Origin of the sequence: Streptomyces sp. Tu 3180 (genome assembly GCF_009852415.1) — a bacterium.
Taxonomy (GTDB): Bacteria; Actinomycetota; Actinomycetes; order Streptomycetales; family Streptomycetaceae; genus Streptomyces.
Map to the genome: position 1 here is coordinate 5,180,704 of NZ_WOXS01000002.1, position 25,290 is coordinate 5,205,993.

26 protein-coding genes are annotated in these 25,290 nt (G+C 72.6%); 13 read left to right on the plus strand and 13 right to left on the minus strand.

What is annotated here, in order from left to right; genetic code table 11:
- The first annotated feature begins 108 nt into the window (after nt 1–108).
- The 7 genes from GL259_RS24360 (at nt 109) to GL259_RS24390 (ending at nt 7,742) form a co-directional block, all read left to right on the plus strand.
- A complete protein-coding gene (locus GL259_RS24360) occupies nt 109–1,158 on the plus strand; it encodes a BMP family ABC transporter substrate-binding protein (protein WP_159535458.1) in 1,050 nt (349 codons plus the stop codon).
- Nucleotides 1,159–1,353: 195 nt separating this feature from the next.
- Nucleotides 1,354–2,913 (plus strand): ABC transporter ATP-binding protein, encoded by a 1,560-nt coding sequence (locus tag GL259_RS24365; RefSeq protein ID WP_159535459.1) that lies wholly within the window; start codon nt 1,354–1,356, stop codon nt 2,911–2,913.
- Complete coding sequence (locus GL259_RS24370; RefSeq protein ID WP_159535460.1) at nt 2,913–4,037, plus strand: ABC transporter permease; 1,125 nt, start codon at nt 2,913–2,915, stop codon at nt 4,035–4,037. Before GL259_RS24365 ends, GL259_RS24370 begins: the two co-directional genes overlap by 1 nt.
- Nucleotides 4,034–5,308, plus strand: a complete 1,275-nt coding sequence (locus tag GL259_RS24375) for an ABC transporter permease (protein ID WP_159535461.1) — start codon at nt 4,034–4,036, stop codon at nt 5,306–5,308. Before GL259_RS24370 ends, GL259_RS24375 begins: the two co-directional genes overlap by 4 nt.
- Nucleotides 5,305–5,709, plus strand: coding sequence for a cytidine deaminase (locus tag GL259_RS24380; protein WP_159535462.1), 405 nt, complete (start codon nt 5,305–5,307; stop codon nt 5,707–5,709). The genes GL259_RS24375 and GL259_RS24380 overlap by 4 nt, the downstream gene beginning before the upstream one ends.
- Before the next feature lie 87 nt (nt 5,710–5,796).
- The gene (locus GL259_RS24385; RefSeq protein WP_208026627.1) at nt 5,797–7,074 is read left to right on the plus strand and encodes a thymidine phosphorylase; all 1,278 of its coding nucleotides are present in this window, start codon (nt 5,797–5,799) and stop codon (nt 7,072–7,074) included.
- Between the two features lie 95 nt (nt 7,075–7,169).
- The gene (locus GL259_RS24390; protein ID WP_159535464.1) at nt 7,170–7,742 is read left to right on the plus strand and encodes a Uma2 family endonuclease; all 573 of its coding nucleotides are present in this window, start codon (nt 7,170–7,172) and stop codon (nt 7,740–7,742) included.
- Nucleotide 7,743: 1 nt separating this feature from the next.
- Here the strand turns inward: GL259_RS24390 and GL259_RS24395 are convergent, their stop codons facing one another.
- Nucleotides 7,744–8,664, minus strand: a complete 921-nt coding sequence (locus GL259_RS24395) for an AEC family transporter (RefSeq protein WP_159535465.1) — start codon at nt 8,662–8,664, stop codon at nt 7,744–7,746.
- A 148-nt stretch (nt 8,665–8,812) separates the two neighbouring features.
- Here GL259_RS24395 and GL259_RS24400 point away from each other — a divergent pair, with 148 nt between their 5' ends.
- Nucleotides 8,813–9,202: an STAS domain-containing protein gene (locus tag GL259_RS24400; RefSeq protein WP_159535466.1), complete on the plus strand. Its 390-nt coding sequence runs from the start codon at nt 8,813–8,815 to the stop codon at nt 9,200–9,202.
- Here the strand turns inward: GL259_RS24400 and GL259_RS24405 are convergent.
- Together GL259_RS24405 and GL259_RS24410 are read right to left on the minus strand one after the other, a co-directional pair.
- Nucleotides 9,086–10,099: a sigma-70 family RNA polymerase sigma factor gene (locus tag GL259_RS24405; RefSeq protein ID WP_159535467.1), complete on the minus strand. Its 1,014-nt coding sequence runs from the start codon at nt 10,097–10,099 to the stop codon at nt 9,086–9,088. The genes GL259_RS24400 and GL259_RS24405 overlap by 117 nt on opposite strands.
- Nucleotides 10,100–10,289: 190 nt before the next feature.
- Nucleotides 10,290–11,570: an MFS transporter gene (locus GL259_RS24410; protein ID WP_159535468.1), complete on the minus strand. Its 1,281-nt coding sequence runs from the start codon at nt 11,568–11,570 to the stop codon at nt 10,290–10,292.
- A 63-nt stretch (nt 11,571–11,633) separates the two neighbouring features.
- On the opposite strand from GL259_RS24410, the gene GL259_RS24415 reads away from it, so the two are divergent.
- Entirely contained in the window at nt 11,634–12,587 is a 954-nt protein-coding gene (locus GL259_RS24415; RefSeq protein ID WP_159535469.1) for a LysR family transcriptional regulator, read from the plus strand.
- A gap of 107 nt (nt 12,588–12,694) precedes the next feature.
- On the opposite strand, the gene GL259_RS24420 is transcribed toward GL259_RS24415, so the two are convergent.
- Entirely contained in the window at nt 12,695–13,456 is a 762-nt protein-coding gene (locus GL259_RS24420; protein ID WP_159535470.1) for an alpha/beta hydrolase, read from the minus strand.
- 113 nt (nt 13,457–13,569) lie between these two features.
- Between GL259_RS24420 and GL259_RS24425 the strand changes: the two genes are divergently transcribed.
- Both GL259_RS24425 and GL259_RS24430 read left to right on the plus strand, forming a co-directional pair.
- A complete protein-coding gene (locus tag GL259_RS24425; RefSeq protein ID WP_159535471.1) occupies nt 13,570–14,727 on the plus strand; it encodes an adenosine deaminase in 1,158 nt (385 codons plus the stop codon).
- A 142-nt stretch (nt 14,728–14,869) separates the two neighbouring features.
- A complete protein-coding gene (locus GL259_RS24430; protein WP_159535472.1) occupies nt 14,870–15,145 on the plus strand; it encodes an ATP-binding protein in 276 nt (91 codons plus the stop codon).
- A gap of 81 nt (nt 15,146–15,226) precedes the next feature.
- Here the strand turns inward: GL259_RS24430 and GL259_RS24435 are convergent, their stop codons facing one another.
- The 5 genes from GL259_RS24435 to afsQ1 all read right to left on the minus strand — a co-directional run bounded on the left by GL259_RS24435 (nt 15,227) and on the right by afsQ1 (nt 19,457).
- A complete protein-coding gene (locus GL259_RS24435; RefSeq protein ID WP_159535473.1) occupies nt 15,227–15,427 on the minus strand; it encodes a PspC domain-containing protein in 201 nt (66 codons plus the stop codon).
- A gap of 59 nt (nt 15,428–15,486) precedes the next feature.
- Nucleotides 15,487–16,068, minus strand: a complete 582-nt coding sequence (locus tag GL259_RS24440) for a VanZ family protein (protein ID WP_159535474.1) — start codon at nt 16,066–16,068, stop codon at nt 15,487–15,489.
- A 424-nt stretch (nt 16,069–16,492) separates the two neighbouring features.
- Nucleotides 16,493–17,116: a hypothetical protein gene (locus GL259_RS24445; protein ID WP_166461548.1), complete on the minus strand. Its 624-nt coding sequence runs from the start codon at nt 17,114–17,116 to the stop codon at nt 16,493–16,495.
- The gene (locus tag GL259_RS24450) at nt 17,116–18,783 is read right to left on the minus strand and encodes a HAMP domain-containing sensor histidine kinase (protein ID WP_159535475.1); all 1,668 of its coding nucleotides are present in this window, start codon (nt 18,781–18,783) and stop codon (nt 17,116–17,118) included. Before GL259_RS24450 ends, GL259_RS24445 begins: the two co-directional genes overlap by 1 nt.
- Nucleotides 18,780–19,457, minus strand: coding sequence for a two-component system response regulator AfsQ1 (afsQ1, locus tag GL259_RS24455; protein ID WP_006133375.1), 678 nt, complete (start codon nt 19,455–19,457; stop codon nt 18,780–18,782). The genes GL259_RS24450 and afsQ1 overlap by 4 nt, the downstream gene beginning before the upstream one ends.
- A gap of 241 nt (nt 19,458–19,698) precedes the next feature.
- On the opposite strand from afsQ1, the gene GL259_RS24460 reads away from it, so the two are divergent.
- Nucleotides 19,699–20,436, plus strand: a complete 738-nt coding sequence (locus GL259_RS24460) for a SigE family RNA polymerase sigma factor (protein WP_159535476.1) — start codon at nt 19,699–19,701, stop codon at nt 20,434–20,436.
- 226 nt (nt 20,437–20,662) lie between these two features.
- On the opposite strand, the gene GL259_RS24465 is transcribed toward GL259_RS24460, so the two are convergent.
- Nucleotides 20,663–21,304 carry a uridine kinase gene (locus GL259_RS24465; protein ID WP_347814624.1) on the minus strand — a complete coding sequence of 214 codons (642 nt, stop codon included), beginning with the start codon at nt 21,302–21,304 and terminating at the stop codon, nt 20,663–20,665.
- Nucleotides 21,305–21,432: 128 nt separating this feature from the next.
- On the opposite strand from GL259_RS24465, the gene GL259_RS24470 reads away from it, so the two are divergent.
- Entirely contained in the window at nt 21,433–21,840 is a 408-nt protein-coding gene (locus tag GL259_RS24470; RefSeq protein WP_159535478.1) for a hypothetical protein, read from the plus strand.
- Between the two features lie 84 nt (nt 21,841–21,924).
- Here GL259_RS24470 and GL259_RS24475 read toward each other — a convergent pair whose 3' ends face one another.
- From GL259_RS24475 to deoC, 3 genes are read right to left on the minus strand one after another with little or no spacing between them, the layout of a single operon-like run.
- The gene (locus tag GL259_RS24475) at nt 21,925–22,818 is read right to left on the minus strand and encodes an aldehyde dehydrogenase family protein (protein ID WP_159535479.1); all 894 of its coding nucleotides are present in this window, start codon (nt 22,816–22,818) and stop codon (nt 21,925–21,927) included.
- Nucleotides 22,811–24,256 (minus strand): aldehyde dehydrogenase family protein, encoded by a 1,446-nt coding sequence (locus GL259_RS24480; RefSeq protein ID WP_159538932.1) that lies wholly within the window; start codon nt 24,254–24,256, stop codon nt 22,811–22,813. The genes GL259_RS24475 and GL259_RS24480 overlap by 8 nt, the downstream gene beginning before the upstream one ends.
- A gap of 13 nt (nt 24,257–24,269) precedes the next feature.
- Nucleotides 24,270–25,229, minus strand: coding sequence for a deoxyribose-phosphate aldolase (gene deoC, locus GL259_RS24485; protein ID WP_159535480.1), 960 nt, complete (start codon nt 25,227–25,229; stop codon nt 24,270–24,272).
- Nucleotides 25,230–25,290 lie beyond the last annotated feature (61 nt).

Genomic DNA, 25,290 nt, shown 5'->3' on the forward strand with positions numbered 1-25,290 from the left:
ACAAGGTGGACAGAAGGGGTTTTCAGGCAGGTCTACGCGCGTTAATCTGCGGCGAAGCCAGCGCCGTAGCCGAACCGTCCGGCGCTTGTACGACTAGGAGCACCACTCATGCGCCGGATTTCCCGGATCACGGTCGCAGGCGCAGCGACCGCCTCCCTGGCCCTCGCCCTCTCCGCCTGCGGCGGCACCTCGACCTCCTCGAGCTCCTCGGACTCGAAGGGCGACAAGGGCCTCGCCATCGCCTACGACGTCGGCGGCAAGGGCGACCAGTCCTTCAACGACGCCGCGTACGCGGGCCTGGAGCAGGCGAAGAAGGAGTTCGGCTACGAGACGGCCGACGTCGAGCCCACCGAGGGCGAGACGGACGCCGACAAGGAGCAGCGCCTGGTTTCGCTGGCGAAGCAGGGCTACAACCCGGTCGTCGGTGTCGGCTACGCGTACGCCGCCGCCGTGAAGGGCGCCGCGGAGAAGTTCCCGGACACCACCTTCGGCATCGTCGACGACGCCACGATCGAGGCGGAGAACGTCGCCGACCTGGTCTTCTCCGAGGAGCAGGCCTCCTACCTCGCCGGTGTCGCCGCCGCCGAGAGCACCAAGACGAACACCGTCGGCTTCGTGGGCGGTGTGGACATCCCGCTGATCCACAAGTTCCGCGCGGGCTTCGAGCAGGGCGTCAAGGACACGAACCCGAAGGTCAAGGTCCTCTCGCAGTTCCTGACCCAGACGGCGGAGGAGGGCGGCTTCTCCAGCCCCGACAAGGGCAAGACCGCCGCCGAGGGCCAGATCGAGAAGAAGGCCGACGTCGTCTACGCGGCCGCCGGCCTGTCCGGCCAGGGCGTCATCGAGGCCGCCGCCGCCAACAAGGTGTGGGCGATCGGTGTCGACTCCGACCAGTACCAGCAGGAAGCCCTCGCCAAGTACAAGGACTCGATCCTCACCTCGGCGATGAAGGACGTCGCCAAGGCCGTGTACAACCTGGCGAAGTCGGTCGAGGACGGCAAGCCCACGACCGGTATCGTCAAGGGCGATCTGAAGACGGGTGAGGTGAGCCTGTCGAACTCCAACCCGAAGTTCGCGGACGACGCCGAGCTCCAGGAAGCCATCAAGAAGGCCAAGGAGAAGATCATCAGCGGCGAGATCAAGGTCAAGTCGAGCTGACACCCCTGAACCACCGCGGGGTCGCGTCCGCTCGACGGGGTACGAGGAGCCCGGCTCCTCGTACCCCGTCGGTCAGGTGCGCCACCCCTTTGTATGCCGTAGGGGCGCTACGCGCGTAGACGGCCCCCGTCCCCAGGAGAGTGCGTCATCAACGCGTCCAGCAGCCCTCCGGCCGGAGCGGCGGTCAACGAATCGGTGACCGCCGTCGAGCTCGCCGGGATCACCAAGCGCTTCCCGGGCGTCGTGGCCAACCACGACATCCACCTCACCGTCCGCAAGGGCACCGTCCACGCCCTCGTCGGCGAGAACGGCGCCGGCAAGTCGACCCTGATGAAGATCCTCTACGGCATGCAGAAGCCGGACGAGGGCACCATCACGATCCACGGCGAGCAGGTGAGCTTCTCCTCGCCCGCCGACGCCATCGCCCGCGGCATCGGCATGGTGCACCAGCACTTCATGCTCGCCGACAACCTCACCGTCCTCGAGAACGTCGTCCTCGGCAGCGAGAAGCTCCACGGCATCGGCGCCAGGGCCCGCCGCAAGATCAAGGAGCTCTCCGACCGCTACGGCCTCGGCGTGCGCCCCGACGTCCTGGTCGAGGAGCTCGGCGTCGCCGCCCGCCAGCGCGTGGAGATCCTCAAGGTCCTCTACCGCGGCGCCACCACCCTGATCCTCGACGAGCCCACCGCCGTCCTCGTCCCGCAGGAGGTCGACGCGCTCTTCGACAACCTGCGCGAGCTGAAGGCCGAGGGCCTGTCGGTCGTCTTCATCTCCCACAAGCTGGGCGAGGTCCTCTCCGTCGCCGACGAGATCACCGTCATCCGCCGCGGCACGACGGTCGGCACGGCCGTCCCCGCCGAGACGACCCCGCGCCAGCTCGCCGAGCTGATGGTCGGCAGCGAGCTGCCCACCCCCGAGACGGCCGAGTCCACGGTCACCGACCGCCCCGTCGTCACCGTCGACAAGCTGCGCCTGGTGGCCCCCGGCGGCAAGGCCCTGCTCGACGACATCACCTTCACCATCCACGCGGGCGAGGTCCTGGGCATCGCCGGTGTGGAGGGCAACGGCCAGACCGAGCTGGTCGACGCGCTCATCGGCCTCAGGCACGCCGACTCCGGCGTCATCCGGCTGGCCGACGAGGAGATCACCGCCTGGCCCACCCGCAAGCGCCGTGAGCAGGGCATCGGCTACATCCCCGAGGACCGCCACCGCCACGGCCTGCTCCTGGAGGCCCCCCTCTGGGAGAACCGCATCCTCGGCCACGTCACCGAGCGGCCCAACGCCAAGGGCGTCTGGCTCGACCCCAAGGCCGCCCAGGAGGACACGCGCCGGATCGTGACGAAGTACGACGTCCGCACCCCCGGCATCGACGTCACCGCTGCCTCCCTGTCCGGCGGCAACCAGCAGAAGCTGATCGTCGGCCGCGAGATGAGCCACAAGCCGCGCTTCCTGATCGCCGCCCACCCCACCCGCGGTGTGGACGTCGGCGCGCAGGCCGCCATCTGGGACCACATCCGCGAGGCCCGCCACGAGGGCCTGGCCGTGCTGCTGATCTCCGCCGACCTCGACGAGCTCATCGGCCTGTCCGACACCCTCCGGGTGATCTACGACGGCAAGCTGGTCGCGGACGCCGACCCGGCCACCATCACCCCGGAGGAACTCGGCACCGCCATGACCGGCGCCGCCTCCGGACACCTGGAGCACGAAGAGACCCCGGCCGACGGCGGCCCGGGTGCGGAAGACGAGGCCCGCTGATGAAGAAGTTCGACAAGGAGCGCGTGCTCCTCGCGGTGGCCGGGCCGGTCATCGCGCTCGCCGTGGCCTTCGTGCTCAGCGCGATCGTCCTGATCGCCTCCGGCAAGAACCCGGTCGAGCCGTTCGCCCTGATGTTCGAGCAGGCCGGCTTCTCCGACATCCAGGTACTGATCATCAACCAGGCCTCGATGTACTACATCGCCGCCCTCGCGGTCGCCATCGGCTTCCGCATGAACCTGTTCAACATCGGCGTCGACGGCCAGTACCAGCTCGCCGCCATGATGGCCGCCATCGTCGGCGCCCACATGAACCTGCCGGCCGCCCTGCAGATCCCGCTGCTGCTCCTCACGGCCGTGCTCACCGGCGCCTTCTGGTCCGGCATCGCCGGTGTCCTCAAGGTCACCCGCGGGGTCAGCGAGGTCGTCGCCACGATCATGCTCAACGCGATCGCGACCTCCGTCATCGGCTACCTGTGGCTGCCCACCGTCTTCGGCGTCAAGGTCGGCAACAACAACACCACCGGCGAGATGCACGAGTCGGGCTGGGTCCCCGGCATCGACATGGGCGCCGCCGGCGAGATCTACGGCCTGGTCGTCCTCGCCGTGCTCCTCGGCATCGGCTACTGGGTCGTCCTCAACCGCACCCGCTTCGGCTTCGACCTGCGCGCCTCCGGCGCCTCCGAGTCCGCCGCCGCGGCCAGCGGCGTCAGCCCCAAGCGCATGGTGCTCACCGCCATGCTGCTGTCCGGCGCCATCGCCGGCCTCGCGGGTCTGCCCATCCTGATGGGCGACACCCACACCTACAGCCTCAACTTCCCCACCGGCATCGGCTTCCTCGGCATCGGCATCGCCCTGCTCGGCCGCAACAGCCCCGTCGGCATCGCCTTCGCCGCGCTGCTGTGGGCCTGGCTCGACAAGGCCTCGCCCGAGCTGGACTTCCACGGCTACGACAAGGAGATCGCGGTCATCATGCAGGGCCTGATCGTCCTCTCGGTCGTCGTCTCCTACGAGGCCGTCCGCGAGTGGGGCCTGCGCCGCCAGCAGCGCCGGGTCGGCGCGGAGCTCGCCGCCGGTCACGTCCTGGGCGCCGACAACAACACCACGAAGGAGGTGGCCGGCCGATGACCGCTCCGACCACAGCGACCGACGTCAACCAGCCGTCGCTGGAGCACGCACCGCCGACCGGCCGCCGCATGTCGTGGCCCGTCCTGCTCCTGGTCATCGCCGGAGCCCTGGCACTGGTCTCGATCGTCCGCATCATCACCGGCGCGGACGGCATCACCAACGTCAGCCAGATGTCCACCGCCCTCCAGCTCGCCGTCCCGATCGGCCTCGCCGGTCTCGGCGGCCTGTGGGCCGAGCGCGCGGGCGTCGTCAACATCGGCCTCGAGGGCATGCTGATCCTCGGCACCTGGTTCGGCGCCTGGGCCGGATTCCAGTGGGGCCCGTGGACCGGTGTCCTCGTGGGCATCCTCGGCGGCGCGATCGGCGGTCTGCTGCACGCGATCGTCACCGTCACCTTCAACGTCAACCACATCGTCTCCGGTGTGGCCATCAACATCCTCGCCCTCGGCGCCACCCGCTACCTCGCCCCGCTCGCCTTCGAGGGCCACCCGGGCGGCTCCGCCAAGCAGTCCCCGGCGGTCGACTCCCTCGGCCACTTCACCGTGCCGGGGCTGTCCGACGCGCTCAGCGACCTCAACGCCAAGGGCTGGTTCTTCGTCTCCGACATCGCCGGCCTGCTCGGCGGACTGGTCACCAACGTCTCCTGGCTGACCCTGATCGCCGTCGCGCTCATCCCCGCCACCTGGTGGATCCTGTGGCGCACGGCGTTCGGCCTGCGGCTGCGCTCCTGCGGCGAGAACCCGATCGCCGCCGAGTCCCTCGGCGTCAACGTCTACAAGTACAAGTACCTCGCCGTGATCATCTCCGGCGGCCTGGCCGGCCTCGGCGGCGTCTTCCTGTCCATCGTGGCCAACCCCTTCTACCTGGAGGGCCAGACCAGCGGCCGCGGCTACATCGGCCTCGCCGCGATGATCTTCGGCAACTGGATGCCGGGCGGCCTCGCCATCGGCGCCGGCCTGTTCGGCTACACCGACAGCCTCAACCTGCGCGGCGGCTCCGCCAACGTGCATGCCCTGCTGCTGCTCGGCGCGCTGCTGCTGGTCATCGGCGCGATCTGGCTGGCGATCCGCAAGAAGTACGTCCACGCGGCGATCACCCTGGTCGTCGGCGCCCTCGTCTTCGCCTGGTACGCCGGCACCAACGAGGTCCCCAACCAGGTCGTCTCCGCCACGCCGTACGTCATCACCCTCGTCGTCCTCGCCCTGTCCGCCCAGCGGCTGCGGATGCCGAAGGCGGACGGCATGCCGTACCGGAAGGGACAGGGCAAGTGACCCGGCCCGCGGCCGACGTCGACTGGGACGCGCTGCGCGCGGTGGCACGGGAGGCCATGACCCACGCCTACGCCCCCTACTCGGGCTACGCGGTCGGCGTCGCGGCCCTGGTCGACGACGGGCGCACGGTCTCCGGCTGCAACGTCGAGAACGCCAGCTACGGGCTCGGCCTGTGCGCCGAGTGCGGACTGGTCTCCGAGCTGCAGCGCACCGGGGGCGGCCGGCTCACGCACTTCACCTGCGTGGACGGCGAGGGCGAGGTACTCGTCCCGTGCGGCCGCTGCCGCCAGCTGCTGTACGAGTTCGGCGGCCCCGGACTGCTGCTGGAGACCCCGAAGGGGATCCTGCCGCTGTCGGAGATGCTGCCCCAGGCCTTCGGCCCGCAGCACCTCACCAAGTAACTCCGTGCGGCCCCTCCGAGTGACGGTCGACACCGTCACCGGAGGGGCCGTGCCCTTCGCACCCCGGAAGGAACGCCCCCCATGGCCATGGACGCCATCTCCGTCATCCGCACCAAGCGGGACCGCGGCGAACTCAGCGACGAGCAGATCGACTGGGTCATCGACGCGTACACCCGCGGGGAGGTGGCCGACGAGCAGATGTCGGCCCTCGCCATGGCGATCCTCCTCAACGGCATGAACCGCAGCGAGATCGCCCGCTGGACGGCCGCGATGATCGCCTCCGGCGAGCGCATGGACTTCTCGTCCCTGTCCCGCCCCACCGCCGACAAGCACTCCACCGGCGGCGTCGGCGACAAGATCACCCTCCCGCTGGCCCCGCTGGTCGCGGCCTGCGGCGCGGCCGTCCCCCAGCTGTCCGGCCGCGGCCTCGGCCACACCGGCGGCACGCTGGACAAGCTGGAGTCGATCCCCGGCTGGCGCGCCCTGCTGTCCAACGAGGAGATGCTCTCCGTGCTGGACGGCGTCGGCGCGGTGATCTGCGCGGCCGGCGACGGCCTGGCCCCGGCCGACAAGAAGCTCTACGCCCTGCGCGACGTGACCGGCACGGTGGAGGCGATCCCGCTCATCGCCTCCTCGATCATGTCGAAGAAGATCGCCGAGGGCACGGGCTCGCTGGTCCTGGACGTGAAGGTCGGCTCGGGCGCCTTCATGAAGACGATCGAGGACGCGCGGGAGCTGGCGCGCACGATGGTCGGCCTGGGCACCGACCACGGTGTGCGGACCGTCGCCCTGCTGACCGACATGGCGACCCCGCTCGGCCTGACCGCCGGCAACGCGCTGGAGGTCCGCGAGTCGGTGGAGGTCCTGGCGGGCGGCGGCCCGGCGGACGTCGTCGAACTGACCCTCGCCCTGGCCCGCGAGATGCTCGACGCGGCCGGCCTGAAGGACGCCGACCCGGCGAAGGCGCTGGCCGACGGCTCCGCCATGGACGTCTGGCGCCGCATGATCGCGGCCCAGGGCGGCGACCCGGACGCGCCCCTGCCGACGGCCCGCGAGCAGCACGTGGTGAAGGCGGCCGCCTCCGGCGTCCTGACCCGCCTGGACGCCTACGGCATCGGCGTCGCCGCCTGGCGCCTCGGCGCGGGCCGCGCCCGCAAGGAGGATCCGGTGCAGGCGGGCGCGGGCGTCGAGCTCCACGCCAAGCCCGGCGACACGGTGACCGAGGGCCAGCCCCTGCTCACCCTCCACACGGACACCCCGGACCGCTTCGAGTACGCCCTCGCGGCGATCGAGGGCTCCTACGACGTCGCCGCCCCCGGCACGGACTTCACGGCGTCGCCGGTGGTGCTGGAACGTATCGCCTGACCTGGTATTTCCCCGATCGGGTGAACGGGACCGGCGGACCCCCACCGGTCCCGTTCGGCATGCCGGACTCGGTGACGCACCGACAGGAGACCGCCGTGAGCGCACTCACCGTGAGCCAGGACCCCGAGCAGAGCTGGGACGACCTCGTCCGGTTCTGGGAGGGGATGGAATGGCCCGAGGGCAGCAAGGTGGAGATCATCACCGTGTCACCCGCTCCCGCGTACCGCCACAACGTGATCGCGGCCCGCATCCAGCGTCGCCTCTACTCCGTGATCCCCGAGGACTGGGAGATCTTCCAGACGCTGGCCATTGCCGTGCCCTCACGTCTGGGCATGCTCGTCCCGGACCTCGTGGTGGCCCCCGTACGGGAGCACACGGAGTCGGACACCCACATCCCCGCCGCCCTCGCCGAGCTGGTCGTCGAGGTCACCTCGAAGTCCAACGCGCGCGACGACCGCGTCAGCAAGCCCGCCGCCTACGCCACCGCGGGCATCCCGCTCCCCCTCCTCGTCGACCGCTGGGCCCCCGACGGTCCGACCGCGACGCTCTACGGCGAACCGAGGGGCGACGTCCACCGGCCGCTGAGCACCGCGAAGTTCGGCGAGCCGATCAAGCTGCCCGCGCCCTTCGACCTCGTGATCGACACGGCGGAGTTCCCCGAGACCTGAGTCACCCCAGCAGTGCCGCCACCAGCACCAGTACCGGCACCGACAGCACCGTCGACACCAGGATCGACTCCCGGGCCAGCGTCTCGCCGACCCGGTACCGGCTCGCGTAGGTGAAGAGGTTCTGCGCGGCCGGCAGCGCCGACGTCACCACCACGTCCAGCAGGTGCGCCCCGCGCAGCCCGAAGACCCCCGCGGCCAGCGCCCAGGCCACCGCCGGCTGGCCCACCGACTTCAGCGCCACGGCGAGCAGCACCGCGCCGCGCTCGCCGCCCCGCAGGGGGAGCGTGCTGCCGCGCAGCGAGATCCCGAACGCGAGCAGGACCGCCGGGACCGCCATGTTGCCGATCAGGGTCACCGGGTCCATGACCGGTCCCGGGACCTCCACCCCGGTCGCGGACACCGCCACCCCCGCCAGCGACCCCACCGCGATCGGGTTGCGCAACGGGGTGAGCAGCCGCCGCCACAGCGGACCCTTCTCGCCCGCGGTGGTCAGGTCGAGGATCGTGAGGGCCACCGGCGTGACCCCGACGAGCTGGAACAGCAGCACCGGCGCCACGAGGGAGGCGTCCCCCAGGACGTACACGGCGATCGGGATGCCGAGGTTGCCCGAGTTGACGTAACCGGCGCACAGGGCGCCGATCGTGGTCCGGCCCACGCCCCAGCGGCGCACGACACCCACCGCCGTGAAGACGCCCGCCACCGCCGCCGTGCTCAGCGCCGTGACCAGGAGGCGGCCGGAGAAGACCACCGACAGGTCGGCCCGGGCGAGCGTGGTGAACAGCAGGGCCGGGGACGCCACGTGGAACGCGAGCGTGGTCAGCACCTCGCTGCCCTGCCGGCCGAGGTGCCCCCGGCGGCCGAGGACGTAGCCGACGCCGATGACGACCGCGATCACCGCGAACCCGCTCAGGACCCCCTGCACGGCGACTCCTCGCGGCGGCGGACCGCACCGGGCACCACGGGCGGAGATGATCTTTGGCGCATACACCCACCTTCCGGGGAAGGCCGCGCCCGGTCAATGTGATCCTCGCGGCGCCCCCCCCCGTGACCCGCGCGCACCGGCCCCCGCGATGAGTTCCGCACCGCGGCCGGGTCTACCGGTCGTGGACGCCATGACACCGCCCGTACTCGTGCTGCACGGACCCGTCACCCGGAACGAGGTGAGCGGGCCCTGCGACGCGCTGCGGGCGCTGCTGGACGGGAGCGGGGCCGGCGCGGTCGTCGTGTGCGACGTGGGCGGGCTCGGGCCACCGGGGCTCCCCGCCGTGAACCTGCTCGCGCGGCTCCAGCTCACGGCGCGGCGGGCCGGGGGGCGGATCCGGCTGCGCGACCCCTCGCCGGCCCTATGCGCCCTGCTCGACCTGGTCGGGCTCCGCTTCGAGGTGGAGGGGCAGCCCGAACAGCGGGAACCACCGCCTGGTGTCGAGGAAGCAGTGGAACCCGGTGATCCGGTCGTCTGAGATCTCCAGCACCTGGACCGCCCACGGGGTGAAGCCGCCGGCCTCCGGGTCGGGCTTGTACTGCGCGAACCCGGGCAGGCCGTTGACCTGGACCGGCACCAGTCGCGAACCCGCGCAGGGGGCGCCCAGCGTCGTCATGAAGCCCGTGATGTCGTCGGCGCCGGTCAGCCACAGGTCGAACGGCGGCATCGTCATGACGGCGTCCTCGTGCAGCAGCGCGGTCAGCGCCGACATGTCGTACCCCTCGAACGCCGCCACGTAGCGCTCGAGCAGCTTCTGCTGCTCCTCGTCCAGCGGGTCGGAGACCGACGCGTCGGCGCCCGGCTGCCGCCGCTCGGCGAGCGTCGCCCGGGCCCGCTGGAGCGCGCTGTTGACCGAGGCGACCGAGGTGCCGAGCAGCTCGGCGACCTCGCTCGCCTTCCAGGCCAGCACCTCGCGCAGGATCAGCACCGCCCGCTGCCTGGACGGCAGCTGCTGCAGCGCGGCCATGAAGGCCAGCCGCACCGACTCCTTGGCGACCGCGGCCTCCGCCGGGTCGTCCGTCGTGGGCAGCACCCGCGCGTCCGGCATCGGCTCGAGCCAGGTGCTGTCCGGGCGCGGGGAGAGGGCCGCCCGGGCGAGCGGCGTGGACTCCGTCAGGTCCATCGGCCGGGCGCGCTTGTTGCCGGCCGTCAGCATGTCCAGGCAGACGTTGGTCGCGATGCGGTACAGCCAGGAGCGCAGACTGGAGCGGCCCTCGAACTTCTCGAAGCTGCGCCAGGCGCGGATCATCGTGTCCTGCACCGCGTCCTCCGCCTCGAAGGAGGAGCCGAGCATCCGGTAGCAGTACCCGGTCAGCTCGACCCGGTACCGCTCCAGCGTCGAGTCGAGCTCCGCCGTGGTCGCCGTGTCGCTCATCGTCCACCCACCCCTGTGGCCGTTCCCGTCGTGCGCGTCTTTGCGCCCCGCACTTCGGAAGCTATCGCACGGCACTGACAACGGCCCTCCGGGCGCGCGAAGCCGCAGCTCAGAGGGGTGAAAGCGGAGTTCGGGACGAGGGTCCTGCGCGTCCCCGGGGCGTCACGGCCACCGGGTCACCGGCGCCGCCTCACGCGGTCGCGGGCCGCCGTTCCAGCCGCGCCGCCCGGGTGCCCAGCAGCGTGATGGCCGCGACCCCGGCCACCGCCACCAGGCCGACGCCCACCGTCCCGGCCCAGCCGCCCGCGTGGAAGGCGAGCGCGCCGACCGTGCTGCCCGCGCTGGAGCCGACGTAGTAGGCGGACTGGTACAGGGCGGAGGCCTGGGCGCGGCCCTCGGTGGCCGCCCGGCCGACCGCCGAGGACGCCACCGCGTGCCCCGCGAAGAAGCCCGCCGTGATCAGCACCAGGCCCAGCAGCACCGGGGGCAGGGAGCCGGCCAGGGACAGCAGCAGGCCGGCCGCGGTGGTCCCGCCCGCCGCGTACAGCGCGCCCCGGCGGCCCAGCCGGCCCACCAGCCGGCCCGCCGCCGACGCCGAGACCGTGCCCACCAGGTAGACCAGGAAGACCGAGCCCACGATGCCCTGGGGGAGCGAGAACGGCGCCTCCGTCAGCCGGTAGCCGATGACCGTGTAGACACCGCCGAACACCGTCATGAACAGCGCGCCGATCGCGTACAGGCGCCGCAGCAGCGGATCGGCGAGATGGCCCCGGACGGTGCGCGCCAGCACGCGCGGGCGCAGCGAGCCCGGCCGGAAGTGCCGCGGCGCCGGCAGCAGCAGCCGGAAGGCCACCGCGCACGCCACCGCCACCGCGCCGACCACGCCGACGGCGACCCGCCAGCCCCACTCCTGCGCGACCCATCCGGTGATGATCCGGCCGCTCATCCCGCCGACGCTGTTGCCCGCCACGAACAGCCCGATCGCGGTCACCAGCGCCTTGGGCGTGACCTCCTCCGCGAGGTACGCCGTCGCCGACGCGGGCAGTCCGGCCAGGGCCGCTCCCTGGAGCGCCCGCAGCGCGACCAGGGCGCCCAGCGACGGCGCGAAGGGGACCAGCAGCCCGAGGGTCACCGCGACGGCCAGGGAGGCCGTCATGACCGTACGCCGTCCGTAGCGCTCCGACAGCGCGCTCATCGGCAGCACGAACAGCGCCAGGCCCCCGGTCGCCGCCGCCACGGTCCAGCTCGCGTCACCCGCGCTCACGGCGAAGCCGGCGGAGATCAGCGGCAGCAGGGCCTGGGTGGAGTACAGCAGCGCGAAGGTCGCGACGCCCGCGAGGAACAGGGCGAGACTCATCCGGCGGTAACCGGGGCCGCCCGGGGACATCCGGGACTCGACGGCGGTCGGGGACGGGGGAACGGACGGAACGGCGCCCACACGCGTGGACGCCCCGGTACTGGCGGGAGTCATGCCCCGAAGCTACGTACGCCCGCGCTCATCCGTCCAATGCACGGAATCGGCATAATCGTTCCCATGGTGCATCAGCAGAGCTCACAGCAGTACCTGTCACGGTCCGGTGACACACACGACATGGTGATGTCGCTGGCGCCCCGCCTCGCCCACTTCGCCGGCGTGGCCCGCACCGAGCACGTCACCCGCGCCGCCCAGGAGATGCAGGTGCCGCAGTCCACCCTCTCGCGGGCCATGGTCCGGCTGGAACAGGACCTGGGCGTGGACCTGTTCGCCCGCCACGGCCGCACCGTCTCCCTCACCCCGGCCGGCCGCACGTTCCTCGCCTCCGTCGAACGCGCCCTCGCCGAGATCGGACGCGCCGCCGAGGCGGTCCGCGCCGACGCCGACCCCGCCACCGGCAAGGTCGCCTTCGGGTTCCTGCACACCATGGGCGCCGAGACCGTACCGGGCCTGCTGCACGCCTTCCGCGCCGACCATCCGCGCATCCGCTTCAGCCTCGTCCAGAACTACGGCGAGGCCATGCTGGAACGCCTCCGCGCGGGCGAGCTCGACCTGTGCCTGACGTCCCCGGTCCCGGACGCCCCCGACCTCGTCGCCCGCCGCCTCGACGAGCAGAAGCTGCGCCTGGTCGTCCCCGCCGACCACCGCCTCGCGGGCCGCCGCCGCATCCGCCTGGCGGAGGCCGCCGACGACACCTTCGTCACCCTGGAACCCGGCTACGGCCTGCGCCGCATCACCGACGACCTCTGCGCACAGGCCGGATTCAGGCCCCGCGTCGCCTTCGAGGGCGAGGAGGCCGAGACCCTGCGCGGTCTGGTGGCCGCGGGCCTGGGCGTCGCCCTCCTGCCGCCGCCGGCCGTCCCCCGGCCCGGGGTCGTGGAACTGGGCGTCACGGCGCCGAAGGCGGTCCGGGAGATCGGCGTGGCCTGGCTGGCGGGCCGTCCGGACACGCCTCCGGTGGCGGCCTTCAAGAAGTTCCTCCTCTCGAGGAGGGGCACCCTGCTGCCGGCCTAGGAGCGACGGACCCCGGGGGCGGGGCCGTGACGGACCGAGGCCCCGCCGCGCGGGCGCGACGAGCCGCGGCCGGCCCGCGCCCGCCGGCGGGGGCGGTCCCGCCGCCGCTACCGCCGCAACGACTTCCCGAACCCCGCCGCGAGCGGCATCCGCAACCCCAGCGGCGGAGGCGCCGCCAGGGCGTCCTGCACCGGCCGCGAGAAGGCCCGCCCGAACAGCGTCCCCATCACGAAGTCCTCGGCCAGCGCCAGTACTTCGTCCCGGTACTGGGACAACCCGTGACCGTCGGAGTGCACTTCGAACCGGCACACGTCCCGGTTCGCCTTCTTCGCCCGTGCCGCCAGCCGGAACGACAACTCCGGGTCGGTCCGCGCGTCGTTGGTGCCGTGCACGATCAGCACCCGCCGCCCGGCGAGCTGTTTCACCGGTTCGGGTGGCGCGGCCACGTCCTCCTCGGGCAGCCAGGGGGCCAGCGCCAGGACGGAGTTGACGGCCCCGTGACCGCCAGCGCGCAGCGCGGCCCGGCCGCCCATGCCGAGGCCGGCCAGGCACACCGGGACGTCCCCGTAGCGCCGTACGGCCTCGTCGGCGGCCCAGGCGGCGTCGCGCGCCAGGTGCGCCTCACTGCCGTTCCAGCCCCGGTAGCGGTAGTGGACGACATGGGTGGCCAGGCCCTCGCCCCGGCCCGCGCGGGCGAGACGGCGCCCCAGGGCGCGTACGGAGGCGGTCGCCATCACGGGGGAAGGCCTGCGGCCGGAGACCTCGTCACCGCCGGGGAGCAGCAGCACCACGCCGCTCACCGCCGTCGGCTCCGGGCCGAGCGCCCTCCCCAGCCGGGCCCTGCGAACCGGCGTCGCTTGCTGTGCCATGACAGAACAGTGTCAGAAGTGCGGGTGTACTCCACCCTGCCGTGCGGTCACCGTTGCGTATCGACGGAAGCGCGCGCCGGGTGATCTACGCGCGTAGGAGTTAGAGTGCGGAAATGACCAGCCAGACCATCGCGAACACCCCGACCACGGACCAGATCCGCCGGGCGCCCAAGGTTCTGCTGCACGACCACCTCGACGGCGGACTGCGCCCCGGCACCGTCGTCGACCTGGCCCGGGAGACCGGCTACACCGGCCTGCCCGCGACCGACCCCGACAAGCTCGCCCTCTGGTTCCACCAGGCCGCCGACTCCGGTTCCCTGGAGCGGTACCTCGAGACGTTCTCGCACACCGTCGGGGTCATGCAGACCCGCGAGGCGCTCGTCCGGGTCGCCGCCGAGTGCGCCGAGGACCTCGCCGAGGACGGCGTCGTCTACGCCGAGGTGCGCTACGCCCCCGAGCAGCACCTGGAGGGCGGGCTGACCCTCGAACAGGTCGTCGAGGCGGTCAACGAGGGCTTCCGCCAGGGGGAGCGGCGCGCGAAGGAGAACGGCCACCGCATCCGCGTCGGCGCCCTGCTCACCGCCATGCGGCACGCCGCCCGCGCCCTGGAGATCGCCGAACTCGCCAACCGCTACCGGGACCTGGGTGTCGTCGGCTTCGACATCGCGGGCGCCGAGGCCGGTTACCCGCCCACCCGGCACCTCGACGCCTTCGAGTACCTCAAGCGGGAGAACAACCACTTCACCATCCACGCCGGCGAGGCCTTCGGACTGCCGTCCATCTGGCAGGCGCTGCAGTGGTGCGGCGCCGACCGGCTCGGGCACGGGGTGCGCATCATCGACGACATCCACGTCCGCGACGACGGCACGGTGGAGCTCGGCCGGCTCGCCTCCTACGTCCGGGACAAGCGCGTCCCGCTGGAACTGTGCCCCAGCTCCAACCTCCAGACCGGCGCGGCCGCCTCGTACGCCGAGCACCCCATCGGGCTGCTGCGGCGGCTGCACTTCCGGGCGACGGTGAACACCGACAACCGCCTCATGTCCCACACCTCCATGAGCCGGGAATTCGAGCACCTCGTCGACGCGTTCGGTTACACGCTCGACGACATGCAGTGGTTCTCCGTCAATGCGATGAAATCAGCGTTCATTCCTTTCGATGAACGACTGGCCATGATCAATGACGTCATCAAGCCCGGATACGCCGAACTGAAATCCGAGTGGCTTTTCCGGCAGACCGCTTCCACCAGCGGTTCTGTGAAACCGGGGGACTGACCGGGACACGCACGGGCGGGGAGAGGTGCGGACGGTGTTCACATTCTGTCCGCATTTCCGTGTTTGCGGCGGGAGGCGGCGCGTGTCTACGGTCGCAGGACCGCTCATCACCTCCCCGTACCCCATGTCGAGGACGCATTTCATGAAGCAGTCTGCTGCCAAGACCCTCGGTGCCGCCGCTCTCGGCGCCGCCTTCGCCGCGGCCGGCGCCGGCGCCGCGAACGCGGCCCCGGTCGTCCCGGACGCCGCTCCGGCCCTGGACTCCGTCACCCGGGCCGTCCCGGCGGGGGACCTCTCCGGCGCGCTGCCGGCCGAGCAGCCGGCCGTCGGGGGACAGGCCGCCGGCCTGCTCGGCGGCCTGCCGCTGGAGGGGGTCCCCACGCAGGGCTCCAACATCAACGGGATCCCGCTCGGCTGACCCGGCCGGACGGACACGTCGCCGACGGGGCGCCCCGGACTCGGGGCGCCCCGTCGGCGTCCTCGGGGGAGGTCCCGCGTCCTACCAGGCCGTGCGCGTCCTGCCTTCCGAGGGCAGCAGGACCCACAGCGCGGCGTACAGCAGGAACTGCGGGCCCGGGAGCAGGCACGACGCCAGGAAGATCACCCGCATCGTGGTCGCGGAGGTGCCGAAGCGCCGGGCCAGCGCGGCGCACACTCCGCCGATCATGCGGTTGTCGGTGGGGCGGACGGGGCGGCTCATCGTGACTCCTCGGTGGTGGTGCGAGGCCTCCCGGCCGGCTGCCTCGTCTGCACTCCACGTTACGGAGACGAAGGGGGCAAAGCGTCACTCCACGGGGCGATCCCGACCCTGGGAATCGTCGGGGTCCGCCCCTGAGCCGGCTCCTCCCCGCGCACGGCCGTGACGGACCGCCGCTCCGCCCGGCGGCGCAGCCGGGCACGGCCCGCGGGCACCACGAGGGCGTGCGCGAGCGCCGCGCCCGCGGTGTTCAGCAGCAGCGAGTCGACGTCCACGACCTGACCGGGCACCACGGTCTGCAGCATCTCGATGGACAGCGACAGCAGGGCGGTCGCGGCCATGGTGCGGATCAGCGAACCCAGCGGCGACACGGTCAGCCGGCCCCCGGCCATCGGCAGCAGCACGCCCAGCGGCGCGAGCAGCGCCAGCCCCTCGCCGACCCGGCGGACCCCCGCCGTCCAGCCCAGCGCGAAGTCGGCCCGGATGCCGTCGAAGGGACGCAGGTTGGCGGGCATCACCCAGGGGACGTCCAGGGGGCGCAGCGTGAAGCAGGCGACGAACGTGAGATACGCGGCCAGGAGGAGACCTCCCGTCACACGGATGCGGATCGCGGCGGTGCCGCCGATGGGGCCTTGACGCTGCACGCCCCCCTAGACGCGGCGTCCGGCGGGATCGGTTCCGGGATGTCACCCCTTCACCGGGTGAGGCATGTGCCACAACCCGGCGCACCGCCCCGGCCCGCTCCCGGGGCCTCCCGTCCGGGCCGCGCCGGACCCCGCCGCCGGACCGGGCCCGGGCGGGCCGGGTCCGTGCAGGCCCGAGCAGGCCCGGTCCGAGCAGGTCCGGTCGGACCCGGCCCGGTCCGGCCCGGGCGAAGGACCCTAGGGGGTGTCGTTTGGATCCTGCCGGGGCCGCGGGGCCCGGCACGCGCATCTGCGGCGTTGTCGTCGGTTGCCGGGGCTCCGCCCTGGCACCCTCCTCCGCCTTGCGTCCGCACGCACCAGACCCCGCTCGGGTCGGTCCACAGGGCACCGTTGCCCGGAGCCGGCCCGATCCGAACGACACCCCCTAGGCGGCCTCCGCCGAGGGGGGTTTCACGCTGCCCGGACGGGTCCGGACCTCGTCCGTGCACTTGTAGCGCCGCGGCGGGGCCTCGTCGGGGCCGCCCAGGATGACCGAACCGTCGCCCTCGGCCGCCGCCGAGTCGGAGAAGGTGCACACGATCTGCCCGAGCGCGGAGGAGGCGAGGCTCCCGGGCGCGGTGCTCAGCCGCAGCGCGTCCTCGGGGTCGCCCGGCCGGGGACCGCTCACGGTCGTCCCGCCGCGCACGCTCGTCGTGTAGCCGGCCTCCTTCTCGGCGGCCGACGGCGACGCCGAGAGCTCGTCCAGCAGCCCCTGCGCCACCACCACGCGCCGCCCGGCGTCCGTCGCCCCGTCCGGCACCCGCACCGTCCGGTCGACGGCCACCAGCGACGAACCGCACAGCAGGAACACCTGCACCTGCAGCCCCCGCGCCGCCTGCTCCGAGGCGTTCGGTTCGGCCAGCGAGCAGCGCACCCGCGAGGGCGCCGGGCCGAAGTCGGTCGGCACCTCCGTGGCCCGTATCCCGCACCCGGCGAGCAGGGCGGCGCCGAGCGCGGTGGCGGCGAGCACCCCCGGCAGACAGCGTACGGTCGTCCGTCGTGTGTTCATCAGGCGTCCCCCTCGGCACCCTCGCCCCGGGCGCCGCCGGTCTTCCCGGAAGGACTCCCCTCGTCCTCCCGCGCGTCCTCCGCCTCCGCGTCCCGTTCCGTCGGCGCGGACACGTCCCGCGGCAACCGCAGGGTGAACACCGCGCCGCCCTCGGGCGAGTTGGCCGCGGTGATCTCACCGCCGTGGATGTGGGCGTTCTCCAGCGCGATGGACAGGCCCAGACCGCTGCCCTCGGAACGCGGCCGGGACGCGCTGGCCTTGTAGAAGCGGTCGAAGACGTGCGGCAGGACGTCCTCGGGGATGCCGGGCCCGTGGTCCCGCACCTCGATGACCACCGCGCCCGCCCCCGCGGCACCCTCCGTGTCCTCCGTGCCCTCCGCGCCGTCGGGGAGCTCCCGCACCGACACCCGCACCGGCGAGCCGCCGTGCTTGAGCGCGTTGCCGATGAGGTTGGCCAGGATCACGTCCAGCCGGCGCGGGTCGATCCGGGCGTGGATGCCGCGCTCGGCGTCCAGCTCGACCGCGTCCAGCCAGGCGCGCGCGTCGATGCAGGCGGTGATCTGGTCGGCGACGTCGACGTCGTCGAGGACCAGGCGGGCGGTGCCCGCGTCGAAGCGGGTGACCTCCATCAGGTTCTCGACCAGGTCGTTCAGCCGCCGCGTCTCGCTGATCACGAGCCGTACGGCCGGTTCGATCATCGGGTCGAAGCCGCCGCCCTCGAACTCCAGCTCCTCCTCCAGGACTTCGGTCACGGCCGTGATCGCGGTGAGCGGGGTGCGCAGCTCGTGGCTCATGTCCGCCACGAACCGGCGGGACGCCTCGTCCCGGGCGGCCATGTCGGCCACCCGCTTCTCCAGCGCCTCGGCGGCCTTGTTGAACGTCCGCGACAGATCGGCCAGTTCGTCCGTCCCCGACACCCTGAGCCGGGTGTCCAGCTTGCCCTCGCCGAGCCGCCGGGCGGCCGCCCCGAGCCGCTGCACCGGCTTCAGCACGGTCGTGGCCAGGGCCTGTGCGAGCAGCGCGGAGCCGATCAGCGCGAGACCGGTGGCGATCCCCAGCGACCAGGCCAGCGAGTTGAGGTCCTTGGCCTCGGGCTCCAGCGACTTCAGCATGTAGCCGGTCGGCCCGCCGCCGATCAGCCGTGTCCCCGCCACCAGGTACGGGGTGTCGCCGTCGACGATCCGCTGCCAGTACAGGTGGTACGCGTACTCGTTGTTCGAGGTGATCCTCTGCCGCTCGGTGACCGCCTCGCGCAGCGACGCCGGGACGTCCCGCAGCGAGAAGCCGTTCAGCCCGCCCGAGCTGCCGTACACGGTCCGGCCCTCGGGGTCGTCGGCGACGAGCAGCACGGTGAAGCGCTGGCTGCTGTTCGCCATCTGGTCCGCGGTGTGCTGCAGCTCGTCCTGTGTCGGGTGCTCGGGCAGCGCGCCCGCCCGGTTCTGCATCTCCTGCTCGAAGCCGCGCAGCACCGCGTCCTGGGCGCGGGTGAGCACGGCCTCGCGGTTGAGCCAGTACGCGATCCCGGACGCGGACACCGCGGCGGTGAGCGCCACCAGTCCGAAGACGACCACCAGCCGCAGGCGCAGGCTCGTGAAGCGCAGCCGCGACCAGACTCCCCTGCGCGCCACGGACCAGCCGCGGGACCCCCCTTGGTGCTCCTGTGTCACTGAGGCGGATCCAGCCGGTAGCCGACACCGCGCACGGTACGGATCAGCGTCGGGGACGACGGCACGTCCTCGACCTTGGCGCGCAGCCGCTGGACGCAGGCGTCCACCAGGCGCGAGTCGCCCAGGTAGTCGTGCTCCCACACCAGCCGCAGCAGCTGCTGCCGGGACAGCGCCTGGCCGGGACGCCGGCTGAGCTCGAGCAGCAGCCGCAGCTCGGTCGGCGTCAGCTGGAGGTCCTCGCCGTTCTTGGTCACCGTCATCGCCGCGCGGTCGATGACCAGGCTGCCGAAGGTCGCCGAGTCGCTGGACTCCCGCTCCCCGCGCCGCAGCACCGCCCGGATCCGGGCGTCCAGCACCCGGCCCTGCACCGGTTTGACGACGTAGTCGTCGGCGCCGGACTCCAGGCCGACCACGACGTCGATGTCGTCGCTGCGCGCGGTCAGCAGGATGATCGGCAGCTGGTCCGTGCGCCGGATGCGCCGGCACACCTCGAACCCGTCGATGCCGGGCAGCATCACGTCCAGCACGATCAGATCCGGCCGCTGCTCACGCAGCAGCTTCAGACCGTCCTCTCCGCTGGCAGCGGTCGCCACCCGGTGTCCCTGGCGCGTCAGGGAGAGCTCCAGGGCCGTACGGATGGCGTCGTCGTCCTCGATCAGCAACAGGGAAGGCACGGGCTCATTCTGGCCCATGGAGGCCCCCCTGTTCGACCCGTGGACGGCAGATGCCCGTTGGGCCCGCATACGGGGCCTACGTGCACCGACAGCCGTGAAGGACCTGTGTCCGCGCCGTGACCGACCTCTGTGACACGCCTGTGACAGTCGGCGGACACGGCCATGAAGTCCCCCGGGCAAGCTTTTCGACACGAGCAGGACGGCAAGCAGATCACCGGAAGTCCACGACGGGGGGCGCGAGATGAACACGCTGCACGGCACCAGCACCAGCGCAGTGGTCACGCGTCTGCACGACGTGCACCGAGGTGGCGAGAAGTCCGGTGCCGTGAGCGGGCGGGGGTGCGCTCGCGGCACCGGGCGTCAGCACACCGGGTTCATGACGGTGGTTGACGCGCCCAGGGGGGAGACGCACGGGGGAAGCGCGTACGGGGAGGACCCGGGGGAGCGCCGCTCGCTGTCGGAGGCGGAGTTCACCGCCTACGTCCAGGAGCGCCGCGCCTCCCTGTACGCCACCGCCTACCACCTGACCGGCGACCGCTTCGAGGCCGAGGACCTGCTGCAGAGCGCGCTGTTCTCGACCTACCGGGCGTGGGACCGGATCAGCGACAAGGCGGCGGTCGGCGGCTACCTGCGCCGCACCATGACCAACCTGCACATCAGCGCGTGGCGCCGCCGCAAGCTGAACGAGTACCCGACCGAGGAACTGCCGGAGACGGCCGGCGACACGGACGCGATGCGCGGCACCGAGCTGCGCGCGGTCCTGTGGCAGGCGCTGGCCCGGCTGCCCGAGCTCCAGCGCACGATGCTGGTCCTGCGCTACTACGAGGGCCGCACGGACCCGGAGATCGCGGAGATCCTCGACATCAGCGTCGGCACGGTGAAGTCCAGCATCTGGCGGTCGCTCCGCCGGCTGCGGGAGGACGAGGTCCTCAACCTCGGCCGTGACGAGGAGAACGCCTTCGGCGAACTGGTCGCCTGAAGGTTCGGGGGGACCGCGGGGCCGCCGGGGGGCGTCACCGCGGAAACGGGGAACGGGGGCCGGAGGGGGAGCAACAAAAGGGGGTCACGGGGGGACCCCGGGGGGCCACGGGGGTCACGGGGGATCCACGGGGGAGCGAAGGAGCGGGACTGGAGGACCGGGGGGTCCGTCCGGTCCCGCTTTCGCGTGCGCGCGCCGCCGCCGCTGTCGCCGCTGCCGCCGTCGGTCAGGCGGACGCGGTGGTGCCGGTCGCGGCGAGTCCGCCGACCGCCGCGGCCGCCAGGCGGCCCAGCGCCTCGTCCCGGTCGCAGGCGTACGCGCCCAGCGCCGTCTGGCGGGAGACGATCGACCGCTCCAGCCGCATCAGCCGCCAGCCGCGGCGCAGCAGGAACGGCACCGACTTGCGGCCCTCCTTGAGGTCCCGCAGGAAGCGCCGGCGGAAGGTCGTCACCGGGCCGCGGCTCAGGCACAGCGCGTCGGCCAGCACCCCCAGCTCACGGCAGCGGGTGACGATCTCCGCGGCGAAGACGCCCTCCGCGATGAACAGCGGGGCGGTGCCGATGTCGACGGTCCCCTCACCCGTGCGGGCGCTGAGCGAGATGTCGTAGACGGGGACCTGGGTACGGCCCGTGCGGCACAGCCGGTCGATCGCGGCGAGGGCGGCCTCCGCGTCCCAGGAGCCGGGATGGTCCCAGTCGATGTCGGAGCTGCCCGCCACGAGCGGGAGCGCCGGGTCGTCGCCCTCCTTGTAGAAGTCGTCGAGGCGCAGCACCGGAAGACCGGAGCGGGCCGCGAGGAGGGACTTGCCGGAGCCGGAGGGGCCGCAGAGCAGCACGACTCGCGCGGATACGGGCGACTGGGAACTCACGGGACACCAGTGTGAGGCATCGATCGGGCGGGGGACGACCCCGCGTTCCGGCTTTGAAGCGCGCGTCACACGTCCACTACGCTGCGCGTCGGTCCGACTACCCGGTGAAGGCAAGAGGTGGCAGAGCGATGGCCCGACACAACGCACCCAGGACGCCGGCCGCCCGGCGCGCCCTGGCCGTCCTCGCGACCGCGGGCGCGGCGCTCGGGGTGGGCGCGACGGCGGCGGCAGCGGCGGACTCCGGGGCGCTCCCGGGCGCGGTGGACACGGGCCGCACCCCGCTCGGCGCACTCGACCCGCAGTCCGGTCTGCGGACCGCGGCCGGCACGACCGGTCATGTCACGGGTCCGGTCGCGGACCTGAGGCCCAACCCGCTCGCCGGCACGGGCGTGGACCCGCTCGACAACGGCGTCGGCACCCAGGTCGCCGACTTCCGGCCGCTGGACTCGCGGGCGGTGACCGGTCCGGTCGCCCAGGCGCCGTCGGTCGGCGGCCTCCCGGTGGCCGGCCCGGTGACGGGCGCGCAGGCCGGCTGAGACCGGCCGGCGCGCGGGCGGCGGAGCGCCGCCCCCTCCCGGACGACGGGCGGGGGCGGCGCTCCGGCTGTACGGGGGGGCCGGTCAGTAGGCCGAGCCGGACGCGCCCAGGGAGCCCGTAGGGTGCCAGACCGTCTTGGTCTCCAGGAACGCCGTCATCCGGTCCGTGCCGGGCGTGACCGACCAGTCGTCCACAGGCTGTGGACGCAGCACGCGCTTGAGGTTGTCGGCCGCGGCGATCTCCAGCTCCTTGGCCAGCGCCTCGTCGGCGCCCGCCAGGTCGATCGCGTTGACGTCCTGGTGCGCGGCGAGCGGGGCGGCGATCTCCGCCGTACGGCCCGACAGGATGTTGACGACGCCGCCGGGCAGGTCGGAGGTGGCCAGGACCTCGCCCAGGGAGAGGGCCGGGAACGGGGACCGCTCGCTCGCGACCACGACCGCCGTGTTGCCGGTCGCGATCACCGGGGCGACGACCGAGACCAGGCCCAGGAAGGACGACTCCTGCGGGGCGAGGACCGCGACCACGCCCGTCGGCTCGGGCGAGGAGAGGTTGAAGTACGGCCCGGCGACCGGGTTCCCGCCGCCGACCACCTGGGCGATCTTGTCGGTCCAGCCCGCGTACCAGACCCAGCGGTCGATCGCCGCGTCGACCTGGACGGCCGCCCTGGACTTCGACAGCCCCTCGGCGTCGGCGACCTCCCGGACGTACTGGTCGCGGCGGCCCTCCAGCATCTCGGCGACGCGGTAGAGGATCTGGCCGCGGTTGTACGCCGTCGCGCCGGACCAGGCGCCGAACGCCTTGCGGGCGGCGACCACCGCGTCACGGGCGTCCTTGCGGGAGGAGAGCGGCGCGTTGGCCAGCCACTTGCCCTTGCTGTCCTGCACTTCGTACACCCGGCCGCTCTCGCTGCGGGGGAACTTGCCCCCGACGTACAGCTTGTAGGTCTTGAAGACGCTCAGACGGTTCTGCTCAGACATCGAGGTACGCCTCCAGGCCGTGGCGGCCGCCCTCGCGGCCGAAGCCCGACTCCTTGTAGCCACCGAACGGCGAGGCCGGGTCGAACTTGTTGAACGTGTTGGACCAGATCACGCCCGCGCGGAGCTTGCTCGCGACCGCCAGGATGCGCGAGCCCTTCTCCGTCCAGATGCCCGCCGACAGGCCGTACGGGGTGTTGTTGGCCTTGGCGACGGCCTCGTCCGGGGTGCGGAAGGTGAGGACGGACAGCACCGGGCCGAAGATCTCGTCGCGGGCGACGGTGTGCGCCTGGGTGACGCCCGTGAACAGCGTCGGCGCGAACCAGTAGCCGTTCTCCGGGAGCTCGCAGGCCGGGGACCAGCGCTCGGCGCCCTCCGCCTCGCCCCGGTCGGCCAGCGCGGTGATCCGGGCCAGCTGCTCGGCGGAGTTGATCGCGCCGATGTCGGTGTTCTTGTCCAGCGGGTCGCCGAGGCGCAGGGTCGACAGGCGGCGCTTGAGGGAGTCGAGCAGCTCGTCCTGGATCGACTCCTGGACCAGCAGGCGGGAGCCCGCGCAGCAGACCTGGCCCTGGTTGAAGAAGATGCCGTTGACGATGCCCTCGACGGCCTGGTCGATCGGGGCGTCGTCGAAGACGATGTTGGCGCCCTTGCCGCCGAGTTCGAGGGTCAGCTTCTTGCGGGTGCCCGCGACCGTGCGCGCGATCTCCTTGCCGACGGCGGTCGAACCGGTGAAGGCGACCTTGTTCACGTCGGGGTGGGCGATCAGCGCGGCGCCGGTGCGGCCGTCGCCGGTGACGATGTTGACGACGCCCTTGGGCAGTCCGGCCTGGCGGCAGACGTCCGCGAAGAACAGGGCGGACAGGGGGGTGGTCTCGGCGGGCTTCAGCACCACCGTGTTGCCGGTCGCCAGCGCCGGGGCGATCTTCCACGCCAGCATCAGCAGGGGGAAGTTCCAGGGGATGACCTGGCCCGCCACGCCGAGGGGACGCGGGTCGGCGCCGTAGCCGGCGTGGTCGAGCTTGTCGGCCCAGCCCGCGTAGTAGAAGAAGTGCGCCGCGACCAGGGGGAGGTCCGCGTCACGGGTCTCCCTGATCGGCTTGCCGTTGTCGAGGGTCTCGAGAACGGCGAGCTCGCGGCTGCGCTCCTGGATGATCCGCGCGATGCGGAACAGGTACTTGGCGCGCTCGGCGCCCGGGAGCGCCGACCACTTCTCGAAGGCCTTGCGGGCGGCCCCGACCGCGCGGTCGACGTCCGCCTCGCCGGCCTCGGCGACCTCGGAGAGGACCTCCTCGGTCGAGGGGCTGACGGTCTTGAAGACCTTGCCGTCGGCCGCCTCGGCGAACTCGCCGTCGATGAACAGGCCGTAGGAGGGGGCGATGTCGACGACCGAGCGGGACTCGGGCGCCGGGGCGTACTCGAATGCGGATGTCCGCTTTTCCATGGTCATGGGGGTCTCAGTCCACCGTCACGTAGTCGGGCCCGGAGTATCGGCCGGTGGCCAGCTTCTGGCGCTGCATCAGCAGGTCGTTCAGCAGCGAGGAGGCGCCGAAGCGGAACCAGTGGTTGTCCAGCCAGTCCTCGCCCGCGGTCTCGTTGACCAGCACGAGGAACTTGATCGCGTCCTTGCTGGTGCGGATGCCGCCGGCCGGCTTCACGCCGACCTGGACGCCGGTCTGCGCGCGGAAGTCGCGGACCGCCTCCAGCATCAGGAGCGTGTTCGCGGGCGTGGCGTTCACCGCCACCTTGCCGGTCGAGGTCTTGATGAAGTCCGCGCCCGCCAGCATGCCGAGCCAGCTCGCCCGGCGGATGTTGTCGTACGTCGACAGCTCGCCCGTCTCGAAGATGACCTTCAGCCGCGCGCCCGCGCCGCAGGCCTCCTTCACGGCGACGATCTCGTCGTACACCTTCAGGTAGTTCCCGGCGAGGAACGCGCCGCGGTCGATCACCATGTCGATCTCGTCCGCGCCGGCGGCCACGGCCTCGCGGACGTCCGCCAGCTTGACGGCGATCGGGGCGCGGCCGGCCGGGAAGGCGGTGGCGACGGAGGCGACCTTGACGCCGGAGCCGGCGACCGCCTCCTTGGCGGTGGCCACCATGTCGGGGTAGACGCAGACCGCGGCCGTGGCGGGGGTGGTGCGGTCGGTCGGGTCGGGGCGGACCGCCTTCGCGCCGAGCGCCCGGACCTTGCCCGGGGTGTCCGCGCCTTCCAGCGTCGTCAGGTCGACCATCGAGATGGCGAGGTCGATGGCGTACGCCTTCGCGGTCGTCTTGATCGAGCGGGTGCCGAGGGAGGCGGCGCGCGCCTCCAGACCGACCGCGTCGACGCCGGGCAGCCCGTGGAGGAAGCGGCGCAGCGTGCCGTCGGACGCGGTGACGTCGCTCAGGGCGTGTGCAGGGGGTGCAGTGGTGGGCATGGTCACAAGCCGAGCATATCTACGCGCGTAGCGGCTGTACAGCCCCGGGCCCGCCCGCTGC

What these genes read in the sequence shown, in the direction of transcription:
- GL259_RS24375 (WP_159535461.1), top strand. Translation starts at nt 4,034, where the DNA reads ATGACCGCTCCGACCACAGCGACCGACGTCAACCAGCCGTCGCTGGAG.
- GL259_RS24400 (WP_159535466.1), top strand. Translation starts at nt 8,813, where the DNA reads ATGAGTTCCGCACCGCGGCCGGGTCTACCGGTCGTGGACGCCATGACA.
- GL259_RS24445 (WP_166461548.1), bottom strand. Translation starts at nt 17,116, where the DNA reads ATGAACACACGACGGACGACCGTACGCTGTCTGCCGGGGGTGCTCGCC.
- GL259_RS24420 (WP_159535470.1), bottom strand. Translation starts at nt 13,456, where the DNA reads ATGGCACAGCAAGCGACGCCGGTTCGCAGGGCCCGGCTGGGGAGGGCG.
- GL259_RS24415 (WP_159535469.1), top strand. Translation starts at nt 11,634, where the DNA reads ATGGTGCATCAGCAGAGCTCACAGCAGTACCTGTCACGGTCCGGTGAC.
- GL259_RS24430 (WP_159535472.1), top strand. Translation starts at nt 14,870, where the DNA reads ATGAAGCAGTCTGCTGCCAAGACCCTCGGTGCCGCCGCTCTCGGCGCC.
- GL259_RS24435 (WP_159535473.1), bottom strand. Translation starts at nt 15,427, where the DNA reads ATGAGCCGCCCCGTCCGCCCCACCGACAACCGCATGATCGGCGGAGTG.
- deoC (WP_159535480.1), bottom strand. Translation starts at nt 25,229, where the DNA reads ATGCCCACCACTGCACCCCCTGCACACGCCCTGAGCGACGTCACCGCG.
- GL259_RS24360 (WP_159535458.1), top strand. Translation starts at nt 109, where the DNA reads ATGCGCCGGATTTCCCGGATCACGGTCGCAGGCGCAGCGACCGCCTCC.
- GL259_RS24475 (WP_159535479.1), bottom strand. Translation starts at nt 22,818, where the DNA reads ATGTCTGAGCAGAACCGTCTGAGCGTCTTCAAGACCTACAAGCTGTAC.
- GL259_RS24425 (WP_159535471.1), top strand. Translation starts at nt 13,570, where the DNA reads ATGACCAGCCAGACCATCGCGAACACCCCGACCACGGACCAGATCCGC.
- GL259_RS24470 (WP_159535478.1), top strand. Translation starts at nt 21,433, where the DNA reads ATGGCCCGACACAACGCACCCAGGACGCCGGCCGCCCGGCGCGCCCTG.
- GL259_RS24385 (WP_208026627.1), top strand. Translation starts at nt 5,797, where the DNA reads ATGGACGCCATCTCCGTCATCCGCACCAAGCGGGACCGCGGCGAACTC.
- GL259_RS24405 (WP_159535467.1), bottom strand. Translation starts at nt 10,099, where the DNA reads ATGAGCGACACGGCGACCACGGCGGAGCTCGACTCGACGCTGGAGCGG.
- GL259_RS24370 (WP_159535460.1), top strand. Translation starts at nt 2,913, where the DNA reads ATGAAGAAGTTCGACAAGGAGCGCGTGCTCCTCGCGGTGGCCGGGCCG.
- GL259_RS24410 (WP_159535468.1), bottom strand. Translation starts at nt 11,570, where the DNA reads ATGACTCCCGCCAGTACCGGGGCGTCCACGCGTGTGGGCGCCGTTCCG.
- GL259_RS24460 (WP_159535476.1), top strand. Translation starts at nt 19,699, where the DNA reads ATGAACACGCTGCACGGCACCAGCACCAGCGCAGTGGTCACGCGTCTG.
- GL259_RS24480 (WP_159538932.1), bottom strand. Translation starts at nt 24,256, where the DNA reads ATGGAAAAGCGGACATCCGCATTCGAGTACGCCCCGGCGCCCGAGTCC.